30 protein-coding genes are annotated in these 25,727 nt (G+C 63.2%); 21 read left to right on the top strand and 9 right to left on the bottom strand.

Translation table 11 applies throughout. The features are described from left to right. Positions 1 to 111 precede the first annotated feature (111 nt). Together BAC01S_RS24535 and BAC01S_RS32485 are read right to left on the bottom strand one after the other, a co-directional pair. The gene (locus BAC01S_RS24535) at positions 112 to 498 is read right to left on the bottom strand and encodes a hypothetical protein (protein ID WP_043203569.1); all 387 of its coding nucleotides are present in this window, start codon (positions 496 to 498) and stop codon (positions 112 to 114) included. Continuing rightward, entirely contained in the window at positions 495 to 1,139 is a 645-nt protein-coding gene (locus BAC01S_RS32485; protein WP_084168836.1) for a GNAT family N-acetyltransferase, read from the bottom strand. Before BAC01S_RS32485 ends, BAC01S_RS24535 begins: the two co-directional genes overlap by 4 nt. Positions 1,140 to 1,387: 248 nt before the next feature. On the opposite strand from BAC01S_RS32485, the gene BAC01S_RS24525 reads away from it, so the two are divergent. Further along, positions 1,388 to 2,047: a glutathione S-transferase family protein gene (locus BAC01S_RS24525; protein ID WP_027797140.1), complete on the top strand. Its 660-nt coding sequence runs from the start codon at positions 1,388 to 1,390 to the stop codon at positions 2,045 to 2,047. Between the two features lie 108 nt (positions 2,048 to 2,155). Here BAC01S_RS24525 and BAC01S_RS24520 read toward each other — a convergent pair whose 3' ends face one another. Beyond that, positions 2,156 to 2,410, bottom strand: coding sequence for an RNA-binding protein (locus BAC01S_RS24520; protein WP_027797139.1), 255 nt, complete (start codon positions 2,408 to 2,410; stop codon positions 2,156 to 2,158). Positions 2,411 to 2,603: 193 nt separating this feature from the next. Between BAC01S_RS24520 and BAC01S_RS24515 the strand changes: the two genes are divergently transcribed. Next, complete coding sequence (locus tag BAC01S_RS24515; protein ID WP_027797138.1) at positions 2,604 to 3,284, top strand: VIT1/CCC1 transporter family protein; 681 nt, start codon at positions 2,604 to 2,606, stop codon at positions 3,282 to 3,284. A 29-nt stretch (positions 3,285 to 3,313) separates the two neighbouring features. Here the strand turns inward: BAC01S_RS24515 and BAC01S_RS24510 are convergent, their stop codons facing one another. After that, positions 3,314 to 4,069, bottom strand: coding sequence for a DeoR/GlpR family DNA-binding transcription regulator (locus BAC01S_RS24510; RefSeq protein WP_027797137.1), 756 nt, complete (start codon positions 4,067 to 4,069; stop codon positions 3,314 to 3,316). 79 nt (positions 4,070 to 4,148) lie between these two features. Here BAC01S_RS24510 and BAC01S_RS24505 point away from each other — a divergent pair, with 79 nt between their 5' ends. Together BAC01S_RS24505 and BAC01S_RS24500 are read left to right on the top strand one after the other, a co-directional pair. Continuing rightward, the gene (locus BAC01S_RS24505) at positions 4,149 to 4,748 is read left to right on the top strand and encodes an NUDIX domain-containing protein (RefSeq protein WP_027797136.1); all 600 of its coding nucleotides are present in this window, start codon (positions 4,149 to 4,151) and stop codon (positions 4,746 to 4,748) included. A 218-nt stretch (positions 4,749 to 4,966) separates the two neighbouring features. Beyond that, positions 4,967 to 5,299, top strand: a complete 333-nt coding sequence (locus BAC01S_RS24500; RefSeq protein WP_027797135.1) for a DUF2322 family protein — start codon at positions 4,967 to 4,969, stop codon at positions 5,297 to 5,299. A 5-nt stretch (positions 5,300 to 5,304) separates the two neighbouring features. Here BAC01S_RS24500 and BAC01S_RS24495 read toward each other — a convergent pair whose 3' ends face one another. After that, positions 5,305 to 6,276, bottom strand: a complete 972-nt coding sequence (locus tag BAC01S_RS24495) for a helix-turn-helix transcriptional regulator (RefSeq protein ID WP_027797134.1) — start codon at positions 6,274 to 6,276, stop codon at positions 5,305 to 5,307. 454 nt (positions 6,277 to 6,730) lie between these two features. Here BAC01S_RS24495 and BAC01S_RS24490 point away from each other — a divergent pair, with 454 nt between their 5' ends. From BAC01S_RS24490 to BAC01S_RS33400, 4 genes are all read left to right on the top strand, one after another. After that, positions 6,731 to 7,891, top strand: coding sequence for a GGDEF domain-containing protein (locus BAC01S_RS24490; protein ID WP_027797133.1), 1,161 nt, complete (start codon positions 6,731 to 6,733; stop codon positions 7,889 to 7,891). Between the two features lie 345 nt (positions 7,892 to 8,236). Next, positions 8,237 to 9,136 carry a hypothetical protein gene (locus BAC01S_RS24485; protein ID WP_027797132.1) on the top strand — a complete coding sequence of 300 codons (900 nt, stop codon included), beginning with the start codon at positions 8,237 to 8,239 and terminating at the stop codon, positions 9,134 to 9,136. 92 nt (positions 9,137 to 9,228) lie between these two features. Beyond that, the gene (locus tag BAC01S_RS24480; RefSeq protein WP_027797131.1) at positions 9,229 to 9,834 is read left to right on the top strand and encodes a hypothetical protein; all 606 of its coding nucleotides are present in this window, start codon (positions 9,229 to 9,231) and stop codon (positions 9,832 to 9,834) included. Then, positions 9,831 to 10,415, top strand: a complete 585-nt coding sequence (locus BAC01S_RS33400; RefSeq protein WP_156954532.1) for a hypothetical protein — start codon at positions 9,831 to 9,833, stop codon at positions 10,413 to 10,415. The genes BAC01S_RS24480 and BAC01S_RS33400 overlap by 4 nt, the downstream gene beginning before the upstream one ends. A gap of 129 nt (positions 10,416 to 10,544) precedes the next feature. On the opposite strand, the gene BAC01S_RS24470 is transcribed toward BAC01S_RS33400, so the two are convergent. Beyond that, complete coding sequence (locus BAC01S_RS24470) at positions 10,545 to 11,564, bottom strand: D-cysteine desulfhydrase family protein (protein ID WP_027797129.1); 1,020 nt, start codon at positions 11,562 to 11,564, stop codon at positions 10,545 to 10,547. Between the two features lie 201 nt (positions 11,565 to 11,765). Between BAC01S_RS24470 and BAC01S_RS24465 the strand changes: the two genes are divergently transcribed. From BAC01S_RS24465 to BAC01S_RS24450, 4 genes are all read left to right on the top strand, one after another. Continuing rightward, on the top strand, positions 11,766 to 12,956 hold the full coding sequence (locus BAC01S_RS24465; RefSeq protein ID WP_027797128.1) for a CaiB/BaiF CoA transferase family protein: 1,191 nt from the start codon (positions 11,766 to 11,768) through the stop codon (positions 12,954 to 12,956). A gap of 15 nt (positions 12,957 to 12,971) precedes the next feature. Next, complete coding sequence (locus BAC01S_RS24460) at positions 12,972 to 13,952, top strand: hydroxymethylglutaryl-CoA lyase (protein ID WP_027797127.1); 981 nt, start codon at positions 12,972 to 12,974, stop codon at positions 13,950 to 13,952. Between the two features lies 1 nt (position 13,953). After that, positions 13,954 to 14,340, top strand: a complete 387-nt coding sequence (locus BAC01S_RS24455; RefSeq protein WP_027797126.1) for a VOC family protein — start codon at positions 13,954 to 13,956, stop codon at positions 14,338 to 14,340. 81 nt (positions 14,341 to 14,421) lie between these two features. Then, positions 14,422 to 15,915: an MFS transporter gene (locus BAC01S_RS24450; RefSeq protein WP_084168834.1), complete on the top strand. Its 1,494-nt coding sequence runs from the start codon at positions 14,422 to 14,424 to the stop codon at positions 15,913 to 15,915. 42 nt (positions 15,916 to 15,957) lie between these two features. On the opposite strand, the gene BAC01S_RS24445 is transcribed toward BAC01S_RS24450, so the two are convergent. Next, positions 15,958 to 16,884, bottom strand: a complete 927-nt coding sequence (locus BAC01S_RS24445; RefSeq protein ID WP_027797124.1) for a LysR family transcriptional regulator — start codon at positions 16,882 to 16,884, stop codon at positions 15,958 to 15,960. On the opposite strand from BAC01S_RS24445, the gene BAC01S_RS34840 reads away from it, so the two are divergent. Both BAC01S_RS34840 and BAC01S_RS24435 read left to right on the top strand, forming a co-directional pair. Further along, the gene (locus tag BAC01S_RS34840) at positions 16,871 to 17,056 is read left to right on the top strand and encodes a hypothetical protein (RefSeq protein WP_156954531.1); all 186 of its coding nucleotides are present in this window, start codon (positions 16,871 to 16,873) and stop codon (positions 17,054 to 17,056) included. The genes BAC01S_RS24445 and BAC01S_RS34840 overlap by 14 nt on opposite strands. Before the next feature lie 16 nt (positions 17,057 to 17,072). Continuing rightward, positions 17,073 to 17,450, top strand: a complete 378-nt coding sequence (locus BAC01S_RS24435) for a DUF2784 domain-containing protein (protein ID WP_027797123.1) — start codon at positions 17,073 to 17,075, stop codon at positions 17,448 to 17,450. A 1-nt stretch (position 17,451) separates the two neighbouring features. Here BAC01S_RS24435 and BAC01S_RS24430 read toward each other — a convergent pair whose 3' ends face one another. Continuing rightward, complete coding sequence (locus BAC01S_RS24430; RefSeq protein ID WP_407667955.1) at positions 17,452 to 17,865, bottom strand: hypothetical protein; 414 nt, start codon at positions 17,863 to 17,865, stop codon at positions 17,452 to 17,454. A 170-nt stretch (positions 17,866 to 18,035) separates the two neighbouring features. On the opposite strand from BAC01S_RS24430, the gene BAC01S_RS24425 reads away from it, so the two are divergent. From BAC01S_RS24425 to BAC01S_RS24400, 6 genes are all read left to right on the top strand, one after another. Next, positions 18,036 to 18,545, top strand: coding sequence for a MarR family winged helix-turn-helix transcriptional regulator (locus tag BAC01S_RS24425; RefSeq protein WP_027797121.1), 510 nt, complete (start codon positions 18,036 to 18,038; stop codon positions 18,543 to 18,545). 76 nt (positions 18,546 to 18,621) lie between these two features. Continuing rightward, entirely contained in the window at positions 18,622 to 19,851 is a 1,230-nt protein-coding gene (locus tag BAC01S_RS24420; protein ID WP_027797120.1) for an MFS transporter, read from the top strand. A 48-nt stretch (positions 19,852 to 19,899) separates the two neighbouring features. After that, positions 19,900 to 20,658, top strand: coding sequence for an SDR family NAD(P)-dependent oxidoreductase (locus BAC01S_RS24415; protein ID WP_027797119.1), 759 nt, complete (start codon positions 19,900 to 19,902; stop codon positions 20,656 to 20,658). A gap of 299 nt (positions 20,659 to 20,957) precedes the next feature. Then, positions 20,958 to 21,920, top strand: a complete 963-nt coding sequence (locus tag BAC01S_RS24410) for a chemotaxis protein CheX (protein ID WP_027797118.1) — start codon at positions 20,958 to 20,960, stop codon at positions 21,918 to 21,920. A 24-nt stretch (positions 21,921 to 21,944) separates the two neighbouring features. After that, positions 21,945 to 22,310 carry a response regulator gene (locus BAC01S_RS24405; RefSeq protein WP_027797117.1) on the top strand — a complete coding sequence of 122 codons (366 nt, stop codon included), beginning with the start codon at positions 21,945 to 21,947 and terminating at the stop codon, positions 22,308 to 22,310. 17 nt (positions 22,311 to 22,327) lie between these two features. Next, positions 22,328 to 22,741, top strand: coding sequence for a hypothetical protein (locus BAC01S_RS24400; protein ID WP_156954530.1), 414 nt, complete (start codon positions 22,328 to 22,330; stop codon positions 22,739 to 22,741). A 46-nt stretch (positions 22,742 to 22,787) separates the two neighbouring features. Here the strand turns inward: BAC01S_RS24400 and fabV are convergent, their stop codons facing one another. Continuing rightward, positions 22,788 to 23,984 (bottom strand): enoyl-ACP reductase FabV, encoded by a 1,197-nt coding sequence (gene fabV / locus BAC01S_RS24395; RefSeq protein ID WP_027797115.1) that lies wholly within the window; start codon positions 23,982 to 23,984, stop codon positions 22,788 to 22,790. 627 nt (positions 23,985 to 24,611) lie between these two features. Here fabV and BAC01S_RS24390 point away from each other — a divergent pair. Further along, positions 24,612 to 25,727 carry a SpoIIE family protein phosphatase gene (locus BAC01S_RS24390; RefSeq protein WP_043203561.1) on the top strand — a complete coding sequence of 372 codons (1,116 nt, stop codon included), beginning with the start codon at positions 24,612 to 24,614 and terminating at the stop codon, positions 25,725 to 25,727.

Below are 25,727 nucleotides of genomic sequence, written 5' to 3'. Positions count from 1 at the left end.
CCCGATGCGCCTGATCTCACGATACCGGGCGCTCCGGCAAAAAGCTGCAAGGAATCCTGATGGTGCCGCAAAAATTGCGTAAACATCCCTGTGTTTATGCGCTTTTGCGCGTCAGGCCCTGGCAGCAGGGTTCAGCTCCGCATACAGAATGACGAGCCAGCGGCGCGGACACGCCGCCGCGATTTCGATGCCCGGCAGCGGGCCCTGCGTGCCGCGACGGACATGGCCGCGCTCGCGGGCATGCTCCCAGGCGCGGCGCGCGTCCGCCTGCAGCCAGTAGCTCACCAGCGCGCAGGTCACGTAGCCGAAGATCAGGGACGGCGTCGCGGATACACCCGGATCGATGGTTTGTGCGGCCATCCCGAAGAGCATGACCAGCACCTGGCTGAAGACGATCGTCACCAGCACGATCTTGAGCAGCGCACGCGTGCGCAAGGCAAGCCGGATGCGCGCTTCCTCTTCCTGTCCGGTGGGCGGCGTGCGCCGGTCGTCGCTCATAGCGGCAGATGCGCGGCGCCGCGCGGCAATGCGATGGGCTGCATGGAGTCCGGAAAGGCCGGAAACGGCCGCCCGGCCGTGGCGGGTTTGCTGAGAATCGCGCTGTCGTAACCACGGCCCGCGAAGCGCACGACGTCGACAAGGCTGAACCCGTGAGCCCGGTAATACTCGATCAGATGCGTGGCGGGAAACGGCGTGTCGAGGGCCAGTTGCGTGAAACCGCGCGTGGCGGCCCAGTACCCCGCGAAGGCCAGCAGCGCACGGCCGATGCCGCGTTGCTGCCACGAAGGATCGACGCCGAACTGATGCAGCGAGGCAACATGACGTTGACGGTACTGCTCGCACTGCGAAGCGCTGTCGCGCGACTCGAGCGTCATCGTCCCGACGATGCGCCCGTTGCACACGGCGACAAAACAGTCGCCGGCCAGCGCCCGCTGCCGCGTGACGCTCGCGCCCTGGTCCACGCAGCCGCAGTGCAGGCCGAGCGCCGCAAGCCTCGTGAACGCGCGATGCAGCAGCTTCGTGAGATGTTCCCAGGAGTCGCGTTGGGGATCGAATCGCCGCAGCACGAGCCGCCCGACACCCGGCTGGTTGCAGATGATCCGCTCTCCATTTCCCGACGCTGTGCGCTGCTTTGACATGGCCCCTCCGGTCCTTGCTACATACCGAAGTCTAGGGTTGGCCCCCTTGGCGTCACAAGAAAAAATGTCGTAAAAGCCGGCGGGTTTTGCGTTACCGACGCATCATGCGTGCCGCCGCGGCACACGGCGTTGCGCTTGCACAAGCAACGGATTCGGCACTTCGTTGCCTTCCTGCAATAATGTCGACGCGGCGCCCGCCTCATCGTCGCGCCGCATCCCGGAACTCACCTGCCGAGCGTAAAAAACCGATGAAGACGCTGTTCTACTATCCCGGCAATGCCAGCATGGCTCCGCATATCCTGCTCGAGGAAATCGGGCAGCCGTTCAAGCTGAAGCTCGTCGATCGCGCGCATGACGAGCACAAATCGGCCGAATACCTCAAGCTGAATCCCAATGGCCTGATTCCCGTGCTGGTTGACGGCGACTTCGTGCTCTACGAAACGGCCGCCATCTGCCTGCACCTCGCCGACACGCATCCCGCGAAAGCACTGGCCCCGGCGCTCGGCACGCCGCAGCGCGCCCACTTCTACCAGTGGCTCATGTGGCTCACGAATACGCTGCAGGCGGCCCTGATTGTCTATTTCTATCCCGAGCGCTGGGTCGAAGCCGGCAATACCGAAGGCGCGCGGCAGGTAGCGGCCCAGGCCGAGGCGAAGATCGCCGGGCTGCTCGATCAGCTCGAAGCGCAGCTCGAAGCGCAGCTCGCGAGTTCGGGCGGCCCGTGGCTGCTCGGCGAGCACTATACGGCGCTCGATCCGTACGCGCTGATGCTGTGCCGCTGGACCCGCGGCTTCCACCGCCCCGCGCGCACGTGGCCGCGGATCGGCGCGTATCTCGCGCGCATGCTCGAACGCCCGGCCGTCGTGCGTGCGTTCGAAACGGAGCAGCTCGCGCAGCCTTGGGTGTGATGCACAGCAGCCGGCGTGACGGCCGGCTGCCGCCGGAACGGCTCGCCGATTGTTTAGTCATGCCTGGCAGCATGGCGCGCCACTGAGGCGGCGGCGCGCCTCTTCGGCTCAGATGAAGCGTTCTCGCCCAACGGTTGCCGAGAGCTGTCGATTCTTCCAGTACATATTGTGCAGCCGCGACTGCAGGCTCGTAAGCACGTGGGCGTCGATCGAGCGGAACGTCAGCGCGGCAGCGGGCCGGGAGCCGTCGCCCTCGATAAACGTGATCTCGTCGAAAGGCGGGAAGCCGTATTTCACGAGCAGGTCGCGAATCTCGTGGTCGGTCGTCCCCGGTTCGATGTTGCCCAACAGCATATGCATCATGTCGCTTCTCCGTGATTCAGGTGGCTGGCGCGCCGCAGTTGCCCTTGCGACAGCGGTGCGCCGCTCCTATTAAACACATTTCGGCGCCATGCCGCCTTGCGCGCGGCAAAAGTACACTTCAAAAATACGGGATCGCCGGCGCGACGTTTGTGCTCGGACAGACTCCCGCCATCACCGGAACCAGGAACGCCTCATGAACGTAACGCTCACCACCGCCCACGGCCAGCCCGAACCGCGCGAACCCGTGCTCGATACCGTCGACCGCGTTTCCGAACTGTGCTTCGGCCTCTTCATGGCGCTCACGTTCGTCGGCGCGGTCTCCGTGGTGAGCGCGGGGCACGATGCCGGACGCAAGATGCTCTATTCGGCGCTGGGCTGCAACCTCGCGTGGGGGCTGGCCGATGCCGTCATGTTTCTCGTGCGCACGTTCACGGGCCGCGGCAAGCGGCTCTCGCTCGCCTTGAGCATCAAGCGGGAAAACGACCCCGCCGCCGCGGTGCAAAGGCTGCACGAGGCGCTGCCGTCTTCGCTGCGCGGGCTGGTCGCCACACCCGAACTCGAACTCATACGGGCGCGCATCGCGGCCATGGAGCCCCTGCCTCGCCACGCCCGGCTGGACGCCGCGGACTTCGCGGGCGCGCTCGGGATCTTCACGATCGTCGTGCTCTCCACATTCCCGGTTGCGCTGCCCTTCGTGCTGTTCCAGAACCTCACTGTCGCGCTGATCGTCTCGCGCGTGCTGACTCTGCTGATGCTCTTCGCCGGCGGCTATGCGCTGGGACGTTTCGCCGGCACGGGCGGCTGGAAGCCGGGCCTCGGCATGGTGGCGCTGGGCAGCATCCTGACCATGGCGATCGTGGCCCTGGGCGGCTGACGACCGGCCCCGGCCCTGTCGCACCCGCCTCAGGCGCGCACGACCGTCACGCCGGCCTGCTCGACCGGGGCAATCAGCGTCTCCGGCGTGGAGGCTTCTACAACAATCGTTTGGGCCAGCGAAATATCGCCGATCCGGTACGCCGAGGCGGCATTGAGCTTGGCCGCCGATGCGAGCACAACGGTCTCCGCGGCACGCGCGGCGAGCGCGCGCTTGATATAGGCCTCCTCGAAATCGCCGGTGCTCAGCCCCGCCTGCGGGTGCACGCCCGTGACTCCCATGAAGTAGAGATCGGCATTGACGTGCGAGATCGCCTCCACCGCGGCCGCGCCAACCGACACGATCGAATGCTTGTAAAGCCTCCCGCCGATCAGCACGACTTCCAGCGCGGGATGAGCCGCGAGCGCGACGGCGACGCTCGGACTGTGCGTCACGATCGTCGCCGCGAGGTCGGGCGCGAGACTGGCGACGAGGAGCGCCGAGGTGGTCCCGCCATCCACGATCACCACCTGTCCCGGCGCGATCATCGCCGCGGCGCGGCGCGCAATGCGCCGTTTGGCCGCCGTCTCCATCCCCTCGCGCTGCGCGAAAGGCGCCACGGCGGGCGAGGCCGGCAGCGCACCGCCATGCACGCGCTGCAGCAGGCCCTCCGCGGCCAGCTCGCGCAGATCGCGGCGCACCGTGTCCTCCGACACGCCAAACCGCTCGCTCAGGTCGCCCGCCAGCACCTGCCCCTCCTGCCGCAGCGTTTCCAGAATGGCTTTCTTGCGTTGACTGGTCAGCATTGTTTTGCACGAAATATCTTGATGTTGCACGAATATGCACGTTACCATGCAAGTCACAATCTGTCGAATGGAGAGTGCCATGACTGCAACGCGCGAGCGGGTTCGTATTGTCGAAACGACTGTCCTGTCCGACGACTGGTATGTGCTGAAAAAGGTGACGTTCGACTTCCGCCGCCGTGACGGCAGCTGGCAGCGGCAGAACCGGGAGACTTACGACCGCGGCGACGGCGCGACGATCCTCCTGTGGAATCCCGAAACGGCGCACGTCGTGCTGACGCGCCAGTTCCGCATGCCCGCATTCGTCGGCGGCCACGACGGCATGCTGATCGAGGCAGCGGGCGGCCTGCTCGACAACGCCACGCCCGAGGCGCGCATCCGCGCCGAAGTCGAGGAGGAAACCGGCTATCGCGTGCGCGAGGTGCGCAAGGTGTTCGAGGCGTTCATGAGTCCCGGTTCGGTGACCGAGCGATTGCACTTCTACGTGGGCGAATACGACTCCTCCATGCGCGTGGGCCGCGGCGGCGGCGTGGAAGCCGAAGGCGAGGAAATCGAGGTGATCGAGTTGCCGTTGAGCACGGCGCTCCAATGGATCGAAGAAGGCCGGATCGAAGACGGGAAAACCATCATGCTATTGCAGTATGCCGCCCTGCATCTGGGCACGTCGCAACGTGCCGCATGACTCTCGCGAGCAAGCCCATTCACCGTGCCGATTGAACTGCGTCCCGAGCGCCTATCGATAACTATCTGATGGAAGCGTTGCCGCCGCCAGGTGCCGTGGCTGCCGGAATCGTTTCGGACCACGATGCATTCGCGGCCTTGGCTGCCGTTACGTAGCAAGCCGGGTTCCAGGTTAAGATGCGGGCCGCCAGTTTCATCCCCTTCAACGGAGTATTTCGCGTGATTCAACCGAGCAACGTATTCAAGGACAACCTCGCCCAACTGCCCGCTATCGACGGCATCGAGCGCATCGACCTGATCGACGGCCAGGGCGCCGTGACGGCGAGCATCGAGAACAAACCGGGCAAACAGGGGTCGCTCGCGGTCTATCACTACCTGAAGCAGGTGTTCGGGACGCTCGATGCGCGTGCCGCCGAGCATGGTCTTGCCGTATTCGCCGAACATACCGCCGACGCGCGCAATCGCCCGGGTGCGCATCCGAATATCGACCGTTTGCTTGCCGTCGCAAGCGGTGGCGAGGCTCTGCGGATCGATGTGATTCCGGCGGGTTGAGCCTTCTAAACGCCGGCATATCTAAGCTGCTGCACGAGCTCGGCGTTAGTGTGCACACCGGCACGCTCATGAATAGCCTGCAGATGATTGCGAACGGTAGCAGGCGCAAGCGCAAGCACTTTCGCAATTTCCTTATGCGTGAGCCCTGCCACCGCCAGCCTGGCGACTTCGAGTTCGCGCGGCGAGAGCGCGTCGACCGGCACACGCACACGGGCGCGCACGAAGACCGTACCGTGCACGACTTCGATAACGAAGAGCGCCGCGCGGCCCTGAAAGCGCGCTTTCCTGGCTCCGCCGATCAGGCCGGCAAGCTGCCTGGGCAAGCTACGTTGCGCGAGGTTCGGCCACTCCTCGCGCAACAGATCGCAAAAGCCCGGCTCGACGAAGCGGAACTCCCCTGCCGTATCGCAGATGGCGAGTGACCACACGATCTCGCCGCCGCGTGGCCTGATCCGCTCCACATGGAACGCCATGCTGGTTTGCAAGGCCTCCGCAAGATGCGGGAAGACAACCTCCAGCATCCGCCGCTGCGCCTCCGCGAACGGCTTGTCCTCGTAGGCGCGGTACAACGAGATCGCCTGACGCATACCCGCTTCCCCGCACCGCCGGCCGATGATCAAGGCCTGAATATGCCGGTAACGGTGTACATAGTCGAGCAGCCCCGGCGTGCGGTTTTGCACGTAGAGGTCGGGCAGGTGAAAATTCAGCGCGGTGTCGAGATTGGCTAGACACCAATGGGCCGCGTGATCGTCTTCCCGGACTTCGTCATAATCTTTGAGCGTTTCGGACGAGTCGTTGTAGAGATACGGTGCATGAAACTCGGCGCCGCGCGCGTCGTGCCGCGCCATGCCCCAGCGTGCCGCATCGAACGGCAGAATTTGTCTGAGCAGATTGAGCGCATGCTCCTGGAAAACTTCGAACGGGACCTCACGGGCCGCAGCATGCAACGACAACAGGAAACCATCCGGTTCGTGCACGGGCGCCTCCTTTCACAACTTCTTTCTGGTGTGCCCCCCGGCTGAACCCTGAAAGTGCCGCTACCGATTCTTGTTCGTGCTGCTTACCTTGATAACACAAAACCGGATCGATCCCAAGCGCACGAACGGGTCCCGCTACGCTCGTGCACGTCGACCGCCTGCAAGCCTGATTGCGCAATCACCGGGTTTGCGTTCGCCGTGCCGATTTAGACGGCGTTTAATTAAAAGCCCTTTCAGCGGCCCCCGGATGGCGCAATGACATAACGAATCCCGCATCCCGCGCCTGGATTTATCTGCACGAGTCGGGTTGACGGAAATTCCCGGAATACGCGCGCGATACGATATGCTTTCATCGCCGCCGGGATACGCAGCCCATGGTTTTCGTTTTGCTTTCATGCGTTTGATAGCGGCCTGTCTTTCCCGATCCGTTCTCCTTTGCCGCCCGCCCAAACTCATGTTCAGCCCGCTCGCGCTATTCGGGATATTGATCGTATCCTGCCTGATGAGTGTCGCCATCCTGGGCTCGCTGCACCGGACCGCGGTGCCGGGGATAGACCGCTGGTGCGCTTCCTACGCACTATTCGCGGTGACTTCGGCGTTCGTGCTGCTCGCCGGCGAGCGGCCACACCCGCTTGCGATCGTCTGCACTTCGCTCATCGCGCTGGTGGCCGTGCTGCTGCTCGTACAGGGTACGCGTCAGTTTCTCGGCATGCGCCCCGCGCTGCACAAAGAGTCGGCCGCATTCGGCATTGCCTTCGCTGCGCTGGCGTACTTTACGTGCGTCTCGCCGAACGTCGATGCCAGGGTCATCCTCCTGTCCACCGTCCTCGCCTACGGGCGAATCGCCGTCGGTATTCTGGTGCTGCGCCACACGCCACGCGACGGCGCGCGGTACGCCTTCCGTTTCGTCACCGCTGCCGCCTGGCTTGGCGCGCTAGTCCATGTCGCGCGGGCCGTCGCGATCATCTTTGGTCTCGTGCCGCCCAGCACGTTTTTGCAGGCTTCGCCCTGGAATGTCCTGCTCGTCGGTCTGGGGATCGTTTCCTTACCGTGCATGTCGATAGGCATGGTGATGCTGGTCCACGATCAAATCGTCAAGAGAATGGACAAACTCGCGACGATCGACGAACTGACGGGCGCACTCATGCGGCGCGCGTTCATGGCGAAGGCAAACAGACTGCTTTCCGAGGCAGTGGTGACAGGCAAGCCGCTGTCCATCACCATTCTTGACATCGACAACTTCAAGGGCATCAACGACCGCTTTGGTCACGCGATTGGCGACCGCACGCTTACCCACATCGCGTCGGTTGTGTTCGGTCAACTGCGGTCCGACGATCTGTTCGGAAGACTGGGTGGCGAAGAGTTCGCGATTGTTTTCGTGGATGCCCGCAAGGACAGCGCCGCCGAGTTGGCGGACGCGCTGCGACTGGCCGTGGAACAGTCGCCTGTCGACGGCGTGCGGTGTACGCTCAGCGCGGGGGTGGACCGGATCGCTCCGGACGATACTCTGGAGCGCGCCATGGCGCGGGCCGACGCGGCACTCTACACGGCGAAGGCGATGGGACGTAACCGCATCGTGACGGCGTCCGAGGTCGAGGTGCGGGACGTGGCATAGCGCCGCTGCGCACCAATCGGGCGGGTCAACCAGCTACCTGCTCGTGCGCCTGATTAGTGGTCGATTAAAAGCGGCCCATTCCAAATCAGGCGCCTTATATCATCAAATGACATTCCCGTCTATCGACCCGGGAATGCTTTATTCATTCCGCATTTTTATTGCCGAAAATTAAAGTCGCCGGTGTAAATGCCGTTTACGTCTTACGCAGCATTTCGAAATACCACCAGATCGACAGATTAAAAGCGGTTAGCGAATTGATGCATGGGATGCACGCAGGCATTAATCGGGTGTTCAACGCCGGGGGATCTTTTTGAGCGGACGGCGCCCGGAATAACTGGAAAGTACATGAAAAACAAGAAATTATTGGTTCCGTCTCTGGTTGCGACGATGGCCCTCGCCGCTTGTGGCGGCGGCGGTGGTGGAAGTTCCGGCGGATCGGCGGCATCCGCAGCGAACAGCGCTTCGTCGCCCTCCTCGGCTACCGCTTCATCACCGGCTGCCGCCTCGTCACCCGCAGCGGCATCGACACCGACCGTAGCAGGTGAAGCATTACCGAGCCTGACGAGTCCTCAGGCGGGTTCGACTGCATCCACGGGCAACGGCATTGAAGGCATCTGGTCGACCGGATATGGCGTAACAAGAAACACCGCGTTTATCGATTCCCAAAATAACATCTCCTATATGAGCGGAGTAGCAAGCACCGTTCTTGAGGAGTTCTTTGGCGTAGTCACCACGGCCGCGCCGAACTGGACGCTCACCTCCGGCGATTACTTCGATCTTGGCACCTACTGGCCAACCACCTCGGGTTCGGGCACATTCGCAGGCAGTCAGACTTTTGCCGGCAGCTATGTGGCAAACGGCACCACGTATAGCCTCTCGTGGACCTACGATCCGGCGAATGCGCTGGCCGTATCGCAATCGAGCGTAACGGGAACGTGGTCGGAGACGGGATCGTCGCTGACGGTGTCCGACAACGGAGCCGTGACCGGCACGCTGAGCAATTGCCCGGTCACGGGCACGCTGCTGCTTGCCACGCCGTCATCGAGCCAGAACCTCTATACGCTATCGGTCACCGGCACGACGACCGGCGGCTGCCTGCTGCAGGAAGGCACGACTTACTCGGGCAATGCCGCGATCACCTTCCTTCCCATTTCAGGTAGCAATTTGTATCAACGCACGATCACTTATCTGATCAGGTCGTCGAATAATTCGGCAATCGCGTACGGTCAACTTTCGAAGCAATAAACCAGCCATTCTGAGGCAAAGGTTCGCAGTGCGATTAAGTATAGCGCTGCGATTTTTTCTAAAAACCATCTATCAATTTACGGGGAAACCAGATGTTCAACATGAGCCGCGCCGCAACGCTAGTCGGAACCGCCAGCCTTGCCTTGTCTCTTTCCGCTTGCATGACTCCGCATTCGTATGTGGACAATTCACTTGGCGAGCCGAATGCCTCAGCTTTGAAGAAACCGGCGACGCCGCAGCCAATCCAGCTTCTTGTTGAATTCCAGACCAAAGGCGTCACCAACGCACGCGGCACGGACTATGTGAAATCGCATATCTACGAGCAGGTTTCCCAGTCGGGCCTGTTCAGTCAGGTATCCTACGATCCGGTTCCGTCCGGCCGCAAGCTGTCGATTGTGATCAATAACGTACCGCTTACGGACAACGTTGCAGCGAAAGGGTTTGGCGTGGGTCTGACGTTCGGCCTGATCGGTACGATGGTCACCGACGGCTACGAGTGCACGGCAAGCTATGTCGAACCCGGTCACGAGAGCGTCGACAAGGTCGTCAAGGACGCCATCTACACGACGGTCGGCAACGCCTCCGGGCCCGAAGGCCTGAAGCCCATGCCGATCCAGCAGGCAAGCGAAACGGTGCTGCGGCAGATGGTGGGCAAAAGCCTCGAGGAACTGGATCAGTCGACCGATATCGCCCAATGACAACTCGACCACCTTCACGTCGTCTGGCCAGGTCGCTCGCCGGGCTGGCGATGCTCGCTTCATTGACGAGCCTGACTGGTTGCGTGACGCAACAAATATTGCCCTATCACGCAAGCGTGGCTAACCAGATGAAACTGGGCAGCGTACCGCCTACCGCGCGCTTCCAGGTCGCAAGCAATGAAAGCCAACCCTCGGACGTTCAAACGATAGTCCGCACGGTGCGCATCCAGGCGCCGGGCGATGGCTCCTGGTCCACGTATCTGAATCAGGCGCTGCGCACCGAGCTGACGACATCAGGCAACTATGATGCAAGTGCTCCTTTGCAAATCGAAGGAATACTGACGGAAGTTCATATCTTCGATGGCAGTGCCGAACTGACCGCACGCTTCGTCGTTCGCCGGGATCAGTCTGTGCGATACGACAAGGTGCTGCATGTCGATGAACGGTGGGATACGCAATTTCTCGGCGCACTCGCAGCATCCGACGGCATGAATCAGACCACGGCCGTATTCCAGGATCTCTTGCGCAAACTGTTTGAGGATCCGGATTTCATCAAAGCGGCGCAGCAATCCGGCACATGATCGATGGCGCCGGTTGGGCGTGACATAGAGCGAGGGCCTGCGCGTTTTGCCAGGCTCCCCTCATCGCCGGCGCACGCGAAAAGGAAAGCATGCCCTCTTCTTCGCGTTACCCGAAATGCCCAACCGACGTCAAAACTCGCTCCGGTAAGCAAAAAGCCCGGGAATACCACCGGTCATGATGAAAAGAATATTCTGCCCGGCAACGTAGTTCCCGGAGCTGGCATTCTGCAAAAGGCCCGCGAAAGCCTTTCCACCATACACAGGATCGAGCAGCAGCCCTTCCGTCGAAGCCATCAGGCGAACGGCCGCGCGCATTCCTTCCGTCGGGATTCCGTAGCCGGGCCCAAGCTGCCCTTCATCAATCGAAATCGCCGCACTATCGACGCTCAGGCCGGCATTGATGAGTCTGGCCGTTTGATTGGCCTTCTCGAGCGTAGTGGTTCGCGCCTGCCCGGCCTTTCCGAGCACCGTGAACGCAGAAACGATCGACGGGTCCCGCCCCAATGCGACCCACCCTGCAACGAGTCCGGCATGCGTCCCGCCGCTGCCGTTGGGAACGACAATGCGATCGAAGGTCAAACCGGCGGCACTCGATTGCGCCACGATTTCGGCGGCGCAATCCGCGTATCCGAGACAGCCTGCCGGGCTTGAGCCGCCAAGCGGGCAGACATAAACGTTTCGGCCCTTCGCGCGCAACTCGTTTGCGCGCTCTTCGGCGTATTGCAATGCGTTTGCGGACCCGGGCAAGTCATGCACGCGCGCGCCCAGCAAGCCATCCAGCAGGATGTTTCCGTTGTCGATATAGTCGGCGTCGAAACGGGGTACCGCTCTGGTCAGAACGAGCTCGCAGTGCAGGCCGACGCGCGCCGCCGCTGCGGCCGTCAGCCGGGCGTGATTCGACTGCCGGGCTCCCACGGTAATGATCGTATCCGCACCGCCTGCCAGCGCTTCGCCAATCAGGAACTCGAGCTTTCGCAGCTTGTTGCCGCCGCCGCCGAGGCCATTCAGATCGTCTCGCTTGACGTAAATGTTGATGCCGCCAAGGTGGGCACTCAGCCGGGGAAGAAGCTGAATGGGCGTCGGGCCCTCAAGGAGCGCGTGACGCGGAAACCTCGAAAGGTCGAGCTGGGAGTGTGACGCCGTGGCCATGGGATCGAGTAACGGGAGAATCTCACAAGCATGATAGGCTACCGCGGCCCTCTGCGCGGCGCCGTTCGCCACTGCGATGCCGAATGTCCCTCTAGCCGCGCCTTTCCGTTCGGGAAAGCCTGCTTGAGCATCGATCGATTATCGGGCCCGAAAAAATCGCGCAACATGATCTCCAGCTGATCGAAGGAAGGAGACACGGCGATGAAGCGGCCTTTGGAGGGTGTTCGGGTACTCGAGATGGGGCAGCTCATCGCGGGCCCTTTCGCGGGGAAGATGCTGGCGGAGTTCGGCGCCGAAGTCATCAAGATCGAGCCGCCGCAAACCGGCGACCCGCTGCGCAAATGGCGTCTGCTGCACGAAGGCACTTCCGTCTGGTGGACCGTGCAGTCGCGCAACAAGCAGTCCGTAACACTCGATCTGCGCACGCCCGAAGGCCAGGACGCCGCGCGCCGCCTGATCGCGCAGAGCGATGTGCTGATCGAAAACTTCCGTCCCGGCACGCTCGAGGCGTGGGGGCTCGGCTGGAACGAGCTGCAAACGATCAATCCGCAGCTCGTCATGCTGCGCGTCTCCGGGTATGGGCAGTCCGGGCCATACCGCGACCGCCCCGGCTTCGGCGTGGTAGCCGAAGCCATGGGCGGCCTGCGCCATCTCAGCGGCGAACCCGGCCGTCCGCCGGTTCGCGTGGGCATCTCGCTCGGCGACTCGCTCTCCGCGCTGCACGGCGTGATCGGCATTCTGCTCGCCCTTCGGCACCGCGAGCAACAGGGCGGCCGCGGCCAGGTGGTGGACGTCGCCCTGTACGAGTCGGTCTTCAACATGATGGAAAGCCTGCTGCCCGAATATTCCGTGTTCGGCGCGGTCCGGCAGCCCGCCGGCAGCAGTCTGCCCGGCATCGCTCCCAGCAACGCCTACCGGTGCGGCGACGGCCGCTACGCGCTGATTGCCGGCAACGGCGACAGCATCTTCCGCCGGCTCATGGACCTGATCGGCCGCCCCGACCTGGGCGGCGATCCGGCGCTCACGCAGAACGACGGGCGCGTGAAGGACGTCGAGCGCATCGACGCAGCTATCGGCGCATGGGCCGCCCGCCACACGCTCGACGAGGTGCTCGCCGCGCTCAACGAAGCGAAGATTCCGGCGGGCCGGGTCTACGACGCCGCCGACATTGCCGCCGACCCGCACTACCGGGCCCGCGACATGATCGTCGAAGCCGCGCTGCCCGACGGCACGCCGGTTCAGGTGCCCGGCATCGTGCCGAAGCTGAGCGAGACGCCCGGTGCGATCGAGCGTCCCGCGCCGGCGCTCGGCGAACACACCGATGCGGTGCTCGGCGCGCTCGGCATCGATGCCGGCACGCGCGCCGCCTGGCGTTCGCGCGGCATCATCTAACAAGGAGTCCGTACCATGATGCCAGAACGAAAGAAGCTCTTTATCCACGAAGTCGCCACACGCGACGGTTTTCAGAACGAAGCACGCTTTGTCGATACGGATGCGAAGATCGCGCTCGTGAACCGCCTCGGCCAATGCGGCTTCGCGAAGATCGAAGTCACCTCGTTCACGTCGCCCAAAGCCATTCCCGCGCTGCGCGACGCCGAAGCCGTCATGCATGGGATCGCTCGCGTACCCGGCGTGGTCTACACGGCGCTCGTGCCGAACGTGCGCGGCGCCGAACGCGCATTGACGTGCGGTGTCGACGAAATCAATCTCGTGATGTCCGTTAGCGAGAGCCATAACCGCACGAATCTGCGCATGAGCCGCGAGCAATCGTTCGCACAACTTCGCGATGTCGTTGCGGCCGTGCGCGGCAGCGGGAGCGGTGTGGCGATCAACGTGTCGCTCTCCACGGCGATGGGCTGCCCGATGGAAGGCGATGTGCCGGCCGCCGCCGTGATGGACTGGATGAGCCGGTTCTCCGACCTCGGCGCGCACGGCATTACGCTGTGCGACACGACCGGCATGGCCTTTCCTTCGCAGGTGGGCGATCTGTGCCGCCGGGCAATCGAAGCGTTCCCCCATCTGGAACTCACGCTGCACTTCCACAACACACGCGGCATGGCGCTGGCGAACACGCTGGCGGCGCTCGCGGCCGGCGTGATCCGCTTCGATTCGTCGCTCGGCGGGCTCGGCGGCTGCCCTTACGCGCCAGGCGCGACCGGCAACGTCTGCACGGAGGAACTCGCGCATATGCTGGAGCTCGACGGCTACGACACCGGCGTCAATCTCGCCGCGACGCTCGATGCCGCCGCCCTGTTGCCCGTTCTCGTCGGCCACGACGTGCCCAGCCAGATCCTGAAAGCGGGCCGACGTCTCGACCTTCACGCAAAGCCAGCGGCGCTGGCCGACAGCGTTCCCGACCAACGCGCCTTCGCGCAACAAGGAGCATGACATGGCCCTGATCGATCACCTCGATCATCTCGTCCTTACCTGTGTGGATCCCGAAGCCACGAAGGACTTCTATACCCGCGTGCTGCACATGGAGCTGGAGACGTTCGGCGCGGGGCGCATCGCCTTCCGCTTCGGCAACCAGAAGATCAACCTGCACGTGCGCGGCGCCGAATTCGAGCCCAAGGCTCACCTGCCCGTTCCGGGCGCGCTGGACCTCTGTTTCATCGCGGCGGTCCCGCTAGACGAGGTCATCGCACATCTGCAGCGCGTGAACTGGCCCATCGTGGAAGGGCCGGTGCCGCGCACGGGCGCCACGCACAAGATCCGCTCGGTCTATGTGCGAGACCCCGACCTGAACCTGATCGAGATTGCCGATCTGCTGGACTAACTGCTGCATGGCGACGGCCCTCGCCACGGGACGTAGATCCCGGGAAGCCACACGCCACACCCGAAACATCAAGGAGACATCATGGGCATCAACCCGCTCGACCCGCGCGGCGAAGCGGCCGCGGGCACACCTTTGCCGGTGTTCGGCGCGGCCCCAGACTACGCGGCGGCCCTCGACTCCAGGCAGTGCGTCGCTCATGAGGCGACTCGCGAGACAACGAAAGATGCCGCGCTCGGCAGCCTGATGGACGATATGCCGGTGGGCGCGTTGCATCGCTTCGTCGTCTGGGTGGTCGGTATCGGGCTCTTCTTCGACATGTACGAGATCTTTCTCGTCAGCTCGATCGGCTCCGCGCTGCAACACGACTTCGGCATCGCCCGGCAAAGCGCCGATTTCAAACTGCTGCTCGCCTCGGCGTTTATCGGCATGTTTTTCGGCTCGCTCTGTCTCGGCAGCCTCGCCGACCGCATCGGCAGGCGCAAGGCGTTCGTGTTCTGCCTCGTGGGGTACAGCGCGTTTTCGCTGCTCGGCGCCTTGTCGGTCAATGCGGACATGCTCGTGCTCTGCCGTTTTCTGACCGGGATCGGCGTCGGGGCCATCTATCCTGTTTCGGACAGCTACCTTTCGGAGATTCTGCCGAAGGAGCGCCGCGGCCGCCTTGCCGCCTGGGCCTATACCGTCTCCTATGTCGCGGTGCCCCTCGTCGGCTTCCTCGCCGTAGGGCTCAATACGCTGCAGATCGGCACCGTGGCAGGATGGCGCCTGATCCTCGCCGTTGGCGGATTGGGCGGGATATTCGTGCTGTTCGTCCAGCATCGCCTGCCCGAAAGCCCGCGCTGGCTGCTGGCGCGCGGCCGCTTCGACGAAGCGAAAGCCCAGTTGCGCCGCTTTGCCGAAAGCGCGGGCGCGAAACTGCCCCCGGTGATCACGAGCGGACCCGCCGCGCCGCACGCGGTGGGCCTTGCCGAACGGATCGCCGTTCTGCGCCAGGCGCCTTATGACAAGCGATTCCTGATGCTGGTGGTCTTTCACCTGTTTCAATGCTTCGGCTACTACGGATTCGGCACGCTCGCGAGCCTCGTGGTCAAGAGCCGGGGTTTCGACGTCACCAGCAGCACCCTGTTCATGGCCCTGTCGTTCCTCGGCTACCCGGCCGGCTCCCTGCTTTCGATCCCGCTTCTCAACTGGCTCGAACGCCGCACGCTCGTCATCGCGTCGATTCTTTCGATCGCGGTCTTCGGCTTCGGCTTCGCGTATTCGGAAAACACAATCCTGATCGTCGTCTTCGGTGTGCTAACGACTTGCGCCTCGAACGTGTTCAGCAACGCCTACCACGTCTACCAGGCCGAAATCTTTCCGGCGCGCGTGCGCTCCACCGCCATCGGCAGCACCTATGCCCTGTCCCGCATCATGAGCGGTGCGTTGCCTTTCCTGCTGCTGCCGGTATTGAACGGGTACGGCGCCGGGGCGATGTTCGGCGTCATCTCCACCGCGCTCGTGATCGTGGCCGTAACGGTACGCGCGCTCGGCCCGTTGACGACACGGCGCAGCCAGGACGAGATCAACCCCGTATGAACCCCCTTGAACCCGCTTGAACCCGCTGCCTCCGCTCGCGAATCAAGGAGCCTCGTGCGCGGGCTCCGGCTGTGCGCCGCCGGAGAGAAAATCGAACAGCCTCGCAACTTCCAGCGCGGACAGCGACGAATCGTTCGCGCTGATCCAGAGCGTCCGGCTCGCCCAGGCATCGGTAAGCCGCACCATGCCGAGCCGACTGACGAGGAGTTCCTGCCGCACCGCCTCGCGCGGCAGGATGCCGATGCCAAGCCCCGACTCGATCATGCGGCAGATGCCGTCGAAACTCGAAACCTGAATCCTGAGCTTGAGCGGCCGGCCCGCTTCGAACGCCGCGTCGGTCAGCCTGGCGAACAGCGAGCTGCCGGTATTGAGCCCGACATAGTCCTCTTCGAGCGTTTGCGCAAAATCGACCTGCTCCTCGCGGGCCAGCGGATGCGACTGCGGAACGAGCAGGACGAGTTCGTCGCGCCGGTACAGCCGCCGCGCGATGCCATACGACGGCACGTTGTCGGCGAAAATGCCGAGATCCGCCTTGCCCGACTTCACCGCTTCGACGATGTCGCCGCTCAGGCGTTCCTCGAGACTGATCCTGATCGACCGGTTCGCACCGAGGAAGCCCGCGAGATCGCCCGGCAGGAACTGCACAACGGCCGAGGTATTGGCCCATAGTCTCACGTGCCCCCGCACGCCGATCGCATAGTCGCTCATTTCGCTGGCCATGCTGTTCACCTGGTCGAGCACGCGGCTGGCATGTTCGACGAGACCACGCCCGGCCGCCGTCAGTTCGATGCCGCGCGGCCGGCGAATCAGCAACGCGCAGTCCGTCACGCTTTCGAGTTCGGCAATGCGCTTGCTGACGGCCGATAGCGTCAGATGGCCGCGTTCGGCCGCTTTCGTCAGGCTGCCCTGCTCGGCCACCATCAGAAAGACCCTGAGCGACTGCAGATCGAAATGTATGGGATTGACCATTGCGGGAATTCCAGTGGACGCGCTGCGCCAAAGCGGACCCGGCAAAGTCTACACCGGCCTCCTCGCGCGGCCCGGCATGCCGATGGATTGCAAACAAAACGCTTACAGGCTCACGATCCCGATCCGCACGAATGGCGCCGCCGGCGGTCGAATTCCGATAACCGCGAACTGACCGAGGCGACTATTTCATGAGCGAGCTTGCGAATCTGGTACTTGTGCTGCACGCGTTACTCGTGCTCTTCATCGTTGGCGGCCTCGCCGCGATCTGGGCAGGCGCCGCCATGAGGCAGAACTGGGCGCGCAATCGCACGTTTCGCACCACGCACGTCGTCGCGATCGGTATCGTCGCAACGCTTGCGGTGCTCGATGTGCCGTGCCCGCTCACCGTGCTTGAGGATTACCTGCGCAATGGAACGGCCGGAGCCGCCGGGCAGCCAGGTTTCATACAGCGCTGGGTCAGTGCCTGGATGTACTACGATTTTCCGGGCTGGGTGTTTACGCTCGCCTACGTTGCGTTCCTGTTAGCCGTCGTGCTCACATGGCGCCTGATCCCGCCCAGGCGGTGAACTAAAGTTTCGGACAGGAAAGCACCTGCAGCGGTCCGGTTGCCGTGCCCGGCTTGCCGTCGCGCTGCGGTGCGCCTTGCGGCGGCGTGGAAACGAGGCGCACGCTATTCGTACCCGCGTTGGCGAGCGCGTATTTCTCCTCGCCGCCTTGCGCTTGCCAGTACGCGCGAAACCATGCGCCGTCATGGAACATGAGCAGCCTGCCGTGGGCCGTCCGGCCGCCCGAAATGAAATCGACGGCTTCGCCGTCTCGCAGCACGAAGCCCTCGTCCGCGTTTCCGGAAACATTCGCCCCGACCAGCTTGCCGCAAGGCATGGTGCTAGATGCCGCTTCGTCGGCGTGCGCGGGATGCGCCAGGACGAGCGCCGCCGCAATGCAGCATGACGGCCAGGCCTGCGTAACGGTCGCTTTCACGTGAAGCCTCGTGGCATCGATATCGATGGGCAGCGGCGCGCAAACAGCGTTCCCGTGCCCGCGCTTCGGTTTCCACAGTTCGTCCCCACTTAGTAGAACTCCCAACTGTTGGATCTCCAATCATTTGCTTTAATGCAGTCGTTCACCCATTTCATGCGGGTCGATCCTCCATGAGCCAGGACAAGTCGAATGCCGCCCGCAAGGCGAAGGTGCTGGAAGATCAGCCCGAACCGCGCTACTCGCCGCCGGAGATTGCGTTTGGCGAGCTCGAACAAACCATTGGTTTCCATTTGCGCCTTGCCCAGCAGGCTTCGTTTCAGGCATTCGCGCGCCGTGTGGGCGCGAGCGATCTGCGCCCCGGCTTCTATGCCACGCTGGAACTGATTCACGAGAATCCCGGTATTTCCCAGACCGCGCTGAGCCAGGCCAACGGTCGCGACAAGTCCACGCTGACGCCCGTGCTCGACGCACTCGAAAAGCGCGGGCTGGTCATACGCGAACGTCTTGCCACGGACCGCCGCAGCTACGCCCTGCGGCTGACGACCGAAGGCGTGAAGGCGTTGAAAACGCTGCGCATGCACGCACGCGAGCACGACAAGATGCTGGACGAATTGATCGGGCCTGCCTCCAAAGAGGAGTTCTTGCGTTCGCTGCGCAAGATCATCGCGCACCTCGCGTGAGGCCACCGGTCGAGGCCGCGCCGCCAACCGATGGCGGCACCACCAGGCGGTCCTTCATTGAACGGAGGGGTACATCATGGAAAGGTCGGACGGACGTTCGAAACTTGTGCTGCTTTTGCTGTTCCTGACGTGGGGAACGGTCTTTCTGGACCGGATGTCGCAGCTCTACCTCGCGCCCTACATGATCGGCGACCTCCACCTCGATAGTACGAAGGTGGGCAATCTGGCCGCGATCACCGGCATCTGCTGGGCAATCTCCACCTTGCTGCTCGGCGCACTGTCCGATCGCATAGGACGCCGTAAGGTCTTGCTGCCCTCGATCTTTGCGTTCTCGCTGCTTTCCTGGCTATCCGGCGTGGTCCAGAGCTACGAGCAGATGCTGCTGGTGCGCGGGCTGCTAGGCATTGCCGAAGGGCCTTGCTTCTCGGTCATCATGGCGCTCACGGAGGAAACGGCCGAACCGCAACACCGGGGGCGCAATGTCGGGATCGTAGTCAGCGCAGCGTCGCTGATCGGTCTCGCCGTCGCCCCGGTGCTGACCACCCAGGTCGCCGCGCACGCGGGCTGGCGAACCGCATTCTTCGTCGCCGGCGTCCCGGGCATCATGCTTGGCCTCCTGATCTGGAAGTTCGTTCCGGAACCCGAGCGCAAAACCCGGATCGAGAAGGAACACCTCACGCTCGGCGACTATCTTTCGATCCTCACGTACCGCAACATGTGGCTTTGCTGCTTCGGCGCGATTGGCGTGATCTGCTGGCTCTTCGAGGTCAACGTCTTCGCGCCGCTCTATATCACGCAGGTGGCGGGCCAAAGCGGCACCACGGCGGGATTCCTGCTCGGCGCCGCCGGCCTTGGGGCGTTCCTCCTCGGAATCCTTTTCCCGACCCTCTCGGACCGCATCGGGCGCAAGGCAGCACTCCTCATCATGTCCGTGCTGATTGCCCTGCTGGTTCTCGCCATGCTGACGCAGTCGCTGTACGCCAATCTGTGGCTGCTGGCGGGAATCTTCTTCCTGACGAACGCGCAGCAAGGCATCGTCGCGCTGCTGATGGTGCTGGTGCCCACGGAGACCGTTCCTGCGCGGCTGGGTGCAACGGCGATCGGCATGGCGACCATGGCGGCCGAAATCGTCGGCGCGACGGCGGCGCCCGCAATCGGCGGCGCGCTGGCCCAGCAATTCGGTCTTTCGGTGCCGCTTTACATGGCGCTGGGCGGCGCGGCCGTCGTCTTTCTCGTCGGGCTGCTGATGAAGGAAACCGCGCGCCGCACGAGCGGCGCGCACGAGGCGGGTTCGTCGATGGCTTGAGGCTCAGGCCACCTTTCCCGCTTTCACGGAAACAGGAATGCAAGGACGATGAGCTTACTGAGCGGCAAAACCTGTCTGATCACGGGCGGCGCGGGCAGCATTGGAACCGCAACGGCGCACCGCTTTCTCGAAGAGGGCGCGCGCGTGATGCTGGTCGATCTGGATTCCTCACAGATCGATGCGGCGCTCGCCTTGCTGGCGCATGCCGACGCCGCGGGTTGCGCCGCCGACGTCGGTGACGCCGGCGACACCCAGCGCTTCGTGGCGGCAACGCTCGCGCGCTTCGGCAAGATCGACGTGGTGTTCGCCAACGCCGGCGTGTTCGGCCAGGTCGCGCCGTTGACGGACTACCCCGAGGACGTCTTCGATCAGGTGCTGCGCGTGGCCGTTCGCGGCAGCTTCCTCACCTGCAAGTACGCGATTCCCCAGATGAACGACGGCGGCTCGATCATCATGATGTCGAGCGTCATGGGCTTGACGGCGGATCCAGGCGTTGCGGCTTATGCCACGTCGAAGCATGCCGTGGTCGGTCTCATGCGTGTTCTCGCGAAAGAACTCGCGCCGCGCAGGATACGTGTGAATACGATCCACCCAGGGCCGGTAGCGAACGAATTTCAGAACACCATCGAACGCTCGCTCGATCACGTGCTGAACACCGACGCCACCGCATTTCTCAACGGAGTCATTCCGCTGCGCCGCCATGCCGATCCGGTAGAAATTGCCAATGGGGTGACGTACCTCGCATCGCCGCTCAGCAGCTTCGTCACGGGCGCGACGCTGCCCGTGGATGGCGGCATGAGCATCTGAACGCAGTGTCATACGCACTGCCGGGCGTGTCGCCCTGATCGTCCAGCCCGATTAGGAGTTAACGGCAGGAAAACGGTTTAATTTAGGCCGTTCGATGCAATAACGCATTTCATCGCGCACGGCGGATTTATGCGGATTGAGTCACCCTGCCGTCATACTCGCCCGGAATAATTGCGGCGCTCGCCCCAATCGGGATGCTGACCGATCGACCTTCCCCATTGAGAAATTAATTAGGGTTACATAACGTACCTCACGATGATTGCGGGGGATACGCTGCCGACCCAACCAGGTACGTTCACATGACCGACGCGAAAGTCCCGATCAGCAAGCTGCTGGTTCTCGACGACAACCCCGATCACGCTCCCGCGCTCAAGCAGTTCTGCGACGAGCGCAGTCTCGTCGCGCTCAAGGCGCGCCACGACCGTCTCATGTCCGTGCTGCGCTCGAACATCGATCTGGGCGGCGTGCTGCTGGGGGACGACTACGGCGGCTCCATCGAGGAAGCAACCAGCGCGGCCCTGCGCATCGAGGCGCTGCGCCCCGAATTGCCGATCATCCTGCGTCTCTCGCCGGAAACCTCGCCCGACGCCCTGCCCGCGGCGCTGCGCAAGGCCGTTTGCGCCACCTTCACGACGCGCGAAATGGCCGCGCTCTCGGCGGCCGTCGACGAGTACATTTTCAGCCTCGAATTTCCCAATGCCCTCGTGCGGGGCATCTCCGAAATCACCGAAGTGCGTCTCGCGAGTCTCTTCCGCGGCGTTTCCGTCACGTGGGACACGCCGAGCATCGTTCGCGACCGCATTATCTTCGGCGAAGTGTTCAGCCTGATTCCGCTGGACGGAGCGTGGTGCCGCGGCTACATGCTGATGCAGGTCGAAGAGGATCCCATGCTCGCCCTCCTCGCGAGGGAAAGCCAGGGCGACGGGCCGGGCGACTTCCGCGATATCAACGGCCTGCTGGGCGAGCTGACCAATCTGATCTGGGGCGCTTTCAAGGACCGTTTCCTGAATCAGGAAGCCATGACGTCGCGCAACCAGGTTCAGGTGCCGCTGCTGGTCAATCACAAGAACCGCTACATTTCGTTCGGCTCGAGCAACCCGCAGCTGTGCTTTCACTACCGGCTCACGGACCCGCAGACCGGCAACTCGGTCACGATCGATCAGCGCTTCGTCTTCAGCCTGAGCTGGTCTCCCGAGGACTTTTCCGAAAACATCGTCGACGTCGACACGCTCGTGGAAGCGGGCGAACTCGACCTCTTCTGAATCTTGCACGCGAAGGAGGCGAGCATGGCAAAAATTCTGGTGGTGGATGATTCGAGCACGGTGCGCGACGAAGTCGCGGGCTTTCTGAAGAACAACGGGCTCGATGTCGCCACGGCGATCGACGGCAAGGACGGACTCGCCAGGCTGAAGGCCGACCCCGGCATCCGCCTGATCGTCAGCGACGTCAACATGCCCAACATGGACGGCCTGACCATGGTCGAAAAGATTCGCGGCGAGCTGGCCAACACCGCCGTCAACGTCGTCATGCTCACGACCGAAAGCAGTCCGGCGATGAAGGAGCGCGGCAAGGCGGCGGGCGTAAAGGGCTGGATCGTCAAGCCGTTCAAGGGCGACGCCGTGCTCGAGACATTCAGGAAGCTGGCCGGCTGAGCCGAACCGTGACGCGCTTGCCCAATATCGAAACCGTGCCGTCCGCAGCCGACTGTCTTCTTCGCGTAGCGCAGTTCGCCTGCTCGATTCAATCCGGTTTCGCGGCGCACAGCTTTTCCCGTCGCGAACGTGCGGCCGAGTTTCTCGCGTCGCTGGCCGACAGGCTCGACGCGGTCGCGGTGAAACTGGAGACCGGCGAAGCGCCTGTTTCCGAGCGCGCCCGGCTCGGGACGGTCCTCGACCAGGTTCCGGCATTCATACGGACCTTCGACAAGAGCGAACCGGCGCGGCGTCTCGCCCATGCCGTTGAGGTCGACCACGACAGATTGGCAGTGGGCGAAGCGACGCTGCAGGACGGCGAGCTTCGGAAACTGAGGCAAGCCTCGGATACGTTCCGGACGGTATGCGCTACCGTGCTGGGAGGGCTCTGAGCAGGCGCAGCCCGGACAACGGCTGCGCCGCCTGACACTACAGCTACTACAGCTGAACGAGGTTCGGTATCGCCACGTCGGGATTCACGTCGGCCTCATAGTCCACGCCGTCGATGCCGAATCCGAACAAACGCAGAAACTCCGTCTTGTAGCCCGCAAAATCGGTGAGCTGATAAAGGTTCTCGCTGCCGACCTGATCCCATAGCTGCCCCACGCGCGCCTGCACCTCGGGATCGAGCTCCTTGTAGTCGGCGCGCAAACGCCCTTCTTCGTCCACGTGCGGCACACCGCCGTAGAGACTGTCCTTGAAGAGCCCGTAGACCTGCTCGATGCAGCCTTCGTGCGTGCCCTTCTCCTTCATGACCCGGAATAGCAGCGAGAGATAGAGCGGCATCATCGGAATCGCCGAACTCGCCTGCGTGACGACCGCTTTCAATACGGAAACGCGTGCGTCGCCGCCAAGGGCCGCCAATCTTTCCCGAATCTTCAGAACCGTCCGGTCGAGGTCTTTCTTGGCGGCGCCAATCGAGCCGTTCCAGTAGATATCCTGCGTAACCCGTTCGCCCAGGTAAGTAAAGGCGGTGGTCTTTGCGCCCCTGGCCAGAACGCCCGCGTCGTCCAGTGCGTCGATCCACATCTGCCAGTCTTCGCCGCCCATTACGGCAACGGTCGCATCGATCTCGTCCTGCGTCGCGGGTTCGAACGTGCTTTCCCTGACAACTTCCTTGTCCGTGTCGACGCCGCGCAGCGTGACGGACTTGCCAACGGGCTTTAACGTCGACGTGAAGATCTCCCCCGTCACGGGATGCTTGCGCCGCGGCGCGGCCACGCTGTACACCACCAGATCGACCTGACCGAGATCGCGCTTGATGATGTCGATGGTTTGCTGCTTGACCTCGGTGGAGAAGGCGTCGCCGTTGAGGCTCCGCGCGTAGAGGCCCTTGGCGTTTGCGGCCTGTTCGAAGGCGGCGGTGTTGTACCAGCCCGCCGTGCCCGGCTTGTCGGCGCTGCCGCCGCGCTCGAAAAACACGCCCAGCGTATCGGCACCGCAACCGAACGCGGCCGTAATGCGAGCCGCGAGGCCGTAGCCGGTCGATGCCCCGATCACGAGCACCTTGCGGGGGCCTTCCGCCACGGGCCCCGCCGCGACAACGTGCTCGATCTGTTCGCGCACGTTGGCCCCGCATCCCGCAGGGTGCGTCGTCACGCAGATGAAGCCACGCACACGGGGTTTGATAATCATGAAGTCTCCTGGATAAGTCCGCACATGCGCGCATTGTAAAGGACGCAACGCCGGCCCTCTTCCGGCGCCGGACCCGAACGACGTTCGGCGTCGCTGTCGAAATTAGCGATCCCGGCCGGGCGGTCTATCTCCTTTCCGAACGATGAAAATAAAGGCAAGGATAATGCTATCGGGTTTATCGTTTGAATCGGATAGCCTCAAAACCGGGATTCAGAAAAATCGGATTCGATTTATCGGAAAAACCCGTTTTCAAATTATCGGCTCACCGGCAGACAGCGCGCAAAGGCGAGTCGGTCCCAACAAACCGCTCCAAAATTAAATCTTACATATTCATTTCAGTCACCGACATTTTTACCGCCGTCCGTGCCCCTAAAAATCCCGCAAACGTTAGCGCACAAGCCGCCAACCGGAACGATCCCACCATCGTCCCATTTCCATCGCCCTTGTAACGAAACTGACATAAATAGCCTTTAGCGTGCTGGTTTTCCTCATCGACAGGAGCGGATCGCCATGCATCCCGCGCTTGCGCAATTTCGTCGTCCGGGATTTTCCGCTGGCCCGCGAAGCGCCGGTGATCTGGTTCAGGAAGTGCCGTCCATTGATGTCACGGATTCAAATTCTCAGGTCATGGAGATTTTTTATTCGCGGCCCGATATGGTCAGCCTCGCTGTCGTTGAAAACAGCCGCCCTATCGGTTTGATCAATCGGGATATATTCCTCTCGAAAATGAGCAAGCCGTTTCATCGCGAGCTTTACGACAAAAAGAGCTGTATTGCATTCATGGACAAGGAGCCGCTGATCGTCGACGCCGACATGAGCATCGAGGCGCTCACGTTCAAGACGGTCGAGGTGGGCGAGAAGGCGCTGGTGGACGGCTTCATCGTGACCCGCGAAGGCCGGTTCGCGGGCGTCGGCAACGGCCTGCGGCTCCTCGGCAGCGTGGCGGAAATGCAGGCGGCCAAGAACCGCCAGATCATGCAGAGCATCGAATATGCGAGCGTGATCCAGCAGGCCATGCTGCGCGCCTCGCGCGACACGCTCTCGACCATGCTGCCCGACGCGGCGCTCGTCTGGGAGCCGCGCGACGTGGTGGGCGGCGACTTCTACCACTTCGCGTCGTTTCCCGACGGCTGGTTCGGCGCCGTTGCCGACTGCACCGGCCACGGCGTGCCCGGCGCGTTCATGACGCTGCTCGCTTCGGCCTCGCTTTCGCAGGCGCTGGAGCGGCTCGGGCCGCGCGACCCGTCGGGACTGCTTGGCGCCGTCAACCGCAATGTCAAGGGGCTGCTTGGGCAAATCAACGGCAGCGGCGACGCCCCCCAGTCCAACGACGGGCTCGACGCCGCCTTCTTCTGGTTCGACACCGCCCGCCAGCAAGTGTCGTTTGCCGGCGCGCGCGTGGCGCTGCATGTGCTTCGGCCGGATGCGGCCGAGTTCGAAACGATTGCCGGCGAACGCATGGGCGTGGGCTATGTCGACAGCCTCGCGAACTACGCATGGACGCTGCACACCGTCGAGGTTCCCCGCGGGAGCCTGCTGTTCGTTTCGACGGATGGGCTGACCGACCAGATTGGCGGTCCGCGCAAGATTGCCTTCGGCAAGCGCCGCGCAATCGAATTGATTCTGGGTCGCCGCGAAGAAGCGCCGTCTGCGATTTGCGCAGGCCTGCTCGAAGCGCTCGCCCAGTGGCAGGAAACGCAGTCCCGGCGTGACGACGTCACGCTCTTCTTTGCACGAGTTTGA

The organism is Paraburkholderia acidipaludis NBRC 101816, assembly GCF_000684975.1.
Lineage (GTDB): Bacteria > Pseudomonadota > Gammaproteobacteria > Burkholderiales > Burkholderiaceae > Paraburkholderia > Paraburkholderia acidipaludis.
Note: the sequence above shows the minus strand (reverse complement) of the source record. Positions and strands in the feature narration are given on the sequence as shown.

Excerpts from the sequence above, each read along its gene's own strand:
- BAC01S_RS24535 (WP_043203569.1), bottom strand. The coding sequence starts at position 498 with ATGAGCGACGACCGGCGCACGCCGCCCACCGGACAGGAAGAGGAAGCG.
- BAC01S_RS32485 (WP_084168836.1), bottom strand. The coding sequence starts at position 1,139 with ATGTCAAAGCAGCGCACAGCGTCGGGAAATGGAGAGCGGATCATCTGC.
- BAC01S_RS24525 (WP_027797140.1), top strand. The coding sequence starts at position 1,388 with ATGAAGACGCTGTTCTACTATCCCGGCAATGCCAGCATGGCTCCGCAT.
- BAC01S_RS24520 (WP_027797139.1), bottom strand. The coding sequence starts at position 2,410 with ATGATGCATATGCTGTTGGGCAACATCGAACCGGGGACGACCGACCAC.
- BAC01S_RS24515 (WP_027797138.1), top strand. The coding sequence starts at position 2,604 with ATGAACGTAACGCTCACCACCGCCCACGGCCAGCCCGAACCGCGCGAA.
- BAC01S_RS24510 (WP_027797137.1), bottom strand. The coding sequence starts at position 4,069 with ATGCTGACCAGTCAACGCAAGAAAGCCATTCTGGAAACGCTGCGGCAG.
- BAC01S_RS24505 (WP_027797136.1), top strand. The coding sequence starts at position 4,149 with ATGACTGCAACGCGCGAGCGGGTTCGTATTGTCGAAACGACTGTCCTG.
- BAC01S_RS24490 (WP_027797133.1), top strand. The coding sequence starts at position 6,731 with ATGTTCAGCCCGCTCGCGCTATTCGGGATATTGATCGTATCCTGCCTG.
- BAC01S_RS24485 (WP_027797132.1), top strand. The coding sequence starts at position 8,237 with ATGAAAAACAAGAAATTATTGGTTCCGTCTCTGGTTGCGACGATGGCC.
- BAC01S_RS24480 (WP_027797131.1), top strand. The coding sequence starts at position 9,229 with ATGTTCAACATGAGCCGCGCCGCAACGCTAGTCGGAACCGCCAGCCTT.
- BAC01S_RS33400 (WP_156954532.1), top strand. The coding sequence starts at position 9,831 with ATGACAACTCGACCACCTTCACGTCGTCTGGCCAGGTCGCTCGCCGGG.
- BAC01S_RS24470 (WP_027797129.1), bottom strand. The coding sequence starts at position 11,564 with ATGGCCACGGCGTCACACTCCCAGCTCGACCTTTCGAGGTTTCCGCGT.
- BAC01S_RS24465 (WP_027797128.1), top strand. The coding sequence starts at position 11,766 with ATGAAGCGGCCTTTGGAGGGTGTTCGGGTACTCGAGATGGGGCAGCTC.
- BAC01S_RS24460 (WP_027797127.1), top strand. The coding sequence starts at position 12,972 with ATGATGCCAGAACGAAAGAAGCTCTTTATCCACGAAGTCGCCACACGC.
- BAC01S_RS24455 (WP_027797126.1), top strand. The coding sequence starts at position 13,954 with ATGGCCCTGATCGATCACCTCGATCATCTCGTCCTTACCTGTGTGGAT.
- BAC01S_RS24450 (WP_084168834.1), top strand. The coding sequence starts at position 14,422 with ATGGGCATCAACCCGCTCGACCCGCGCGGCGAAGCGGCCGCGGGCACA.
- BAC01S_RS34840 (WP_156954531.1), top strand. The coding sequence starts at position 16,871 with ATGGGATTGACCATTGCGGGAATTCCAGTGGACGCGCTGCGCCAAAGC.
- BAC01S_RS24445 (WP_027797124.1), bottom strand. The coding sequence starts at position 16,884 with ATGGTCAATCCCATACATTTCGATCTGCAGTCGCTCAGGGTCTTTCTG.
- BAC01S_RS24435 (WP_027797123.1), top strand. The coding sequence starts at position 17,073 with ATGAGCGAGCTTGCGAATCTGGTACTTGTGCTGCACGCGTTACTCGTG.
- BAC01S_RS24425 (WP_027797121.1), top strand. The coding sequence starts at position 18,036 with ATGAGCCAGGACAAGTCGAATGCCGCCCGCAAGGCGAAGGTGCTGGAA.
- BAC01S_RS24420 (WP_027797120.1), top strand. The coding sequence starts at position 18,622 with ATGGAAAGGTCGGACGGACGTTCGAAACTTGTGCTGCTTTTGCTGTTC.
- BAC01S_RS24415 (WP_027797119.1), top strand. The coding sequence starts at position 19,900 with ATGAGCTTACTGAGCGGCAAAACCTGTCTGATCACGGGCGGCGCGGGC.
- BAC01S_RS24410 (WP_027797118.1), top strand. The coding sequence starts at position 20,958 with ATGACCGACGCGAAAGTCCCGATCAGCAAGCTGCTGGTTCTCGACGAC.
- BAC01S_RS24405 (WP_027797117.1), top strand. The coding sequence starts at position 21,945 with ATGGCAAAAATTCTGGTGGTGGATGATTCGAGCACGGTGCGCGACGAA.
- fabV (WP_027797115.1), bottom strand. The coding sequence starts at position 23,984 with ATGATTATCAAACCCCGTGTGCGTGGCTTCATCTGCGTGACGACGCAC.
- BAC01S_RS24390 (WP_043203561.1), top strand. The coding sequence starts at position 24,612 with ATGGAGATTTTTTATTCGCGGCCCGATATGGTCAGCCTCGCTGTCGTT.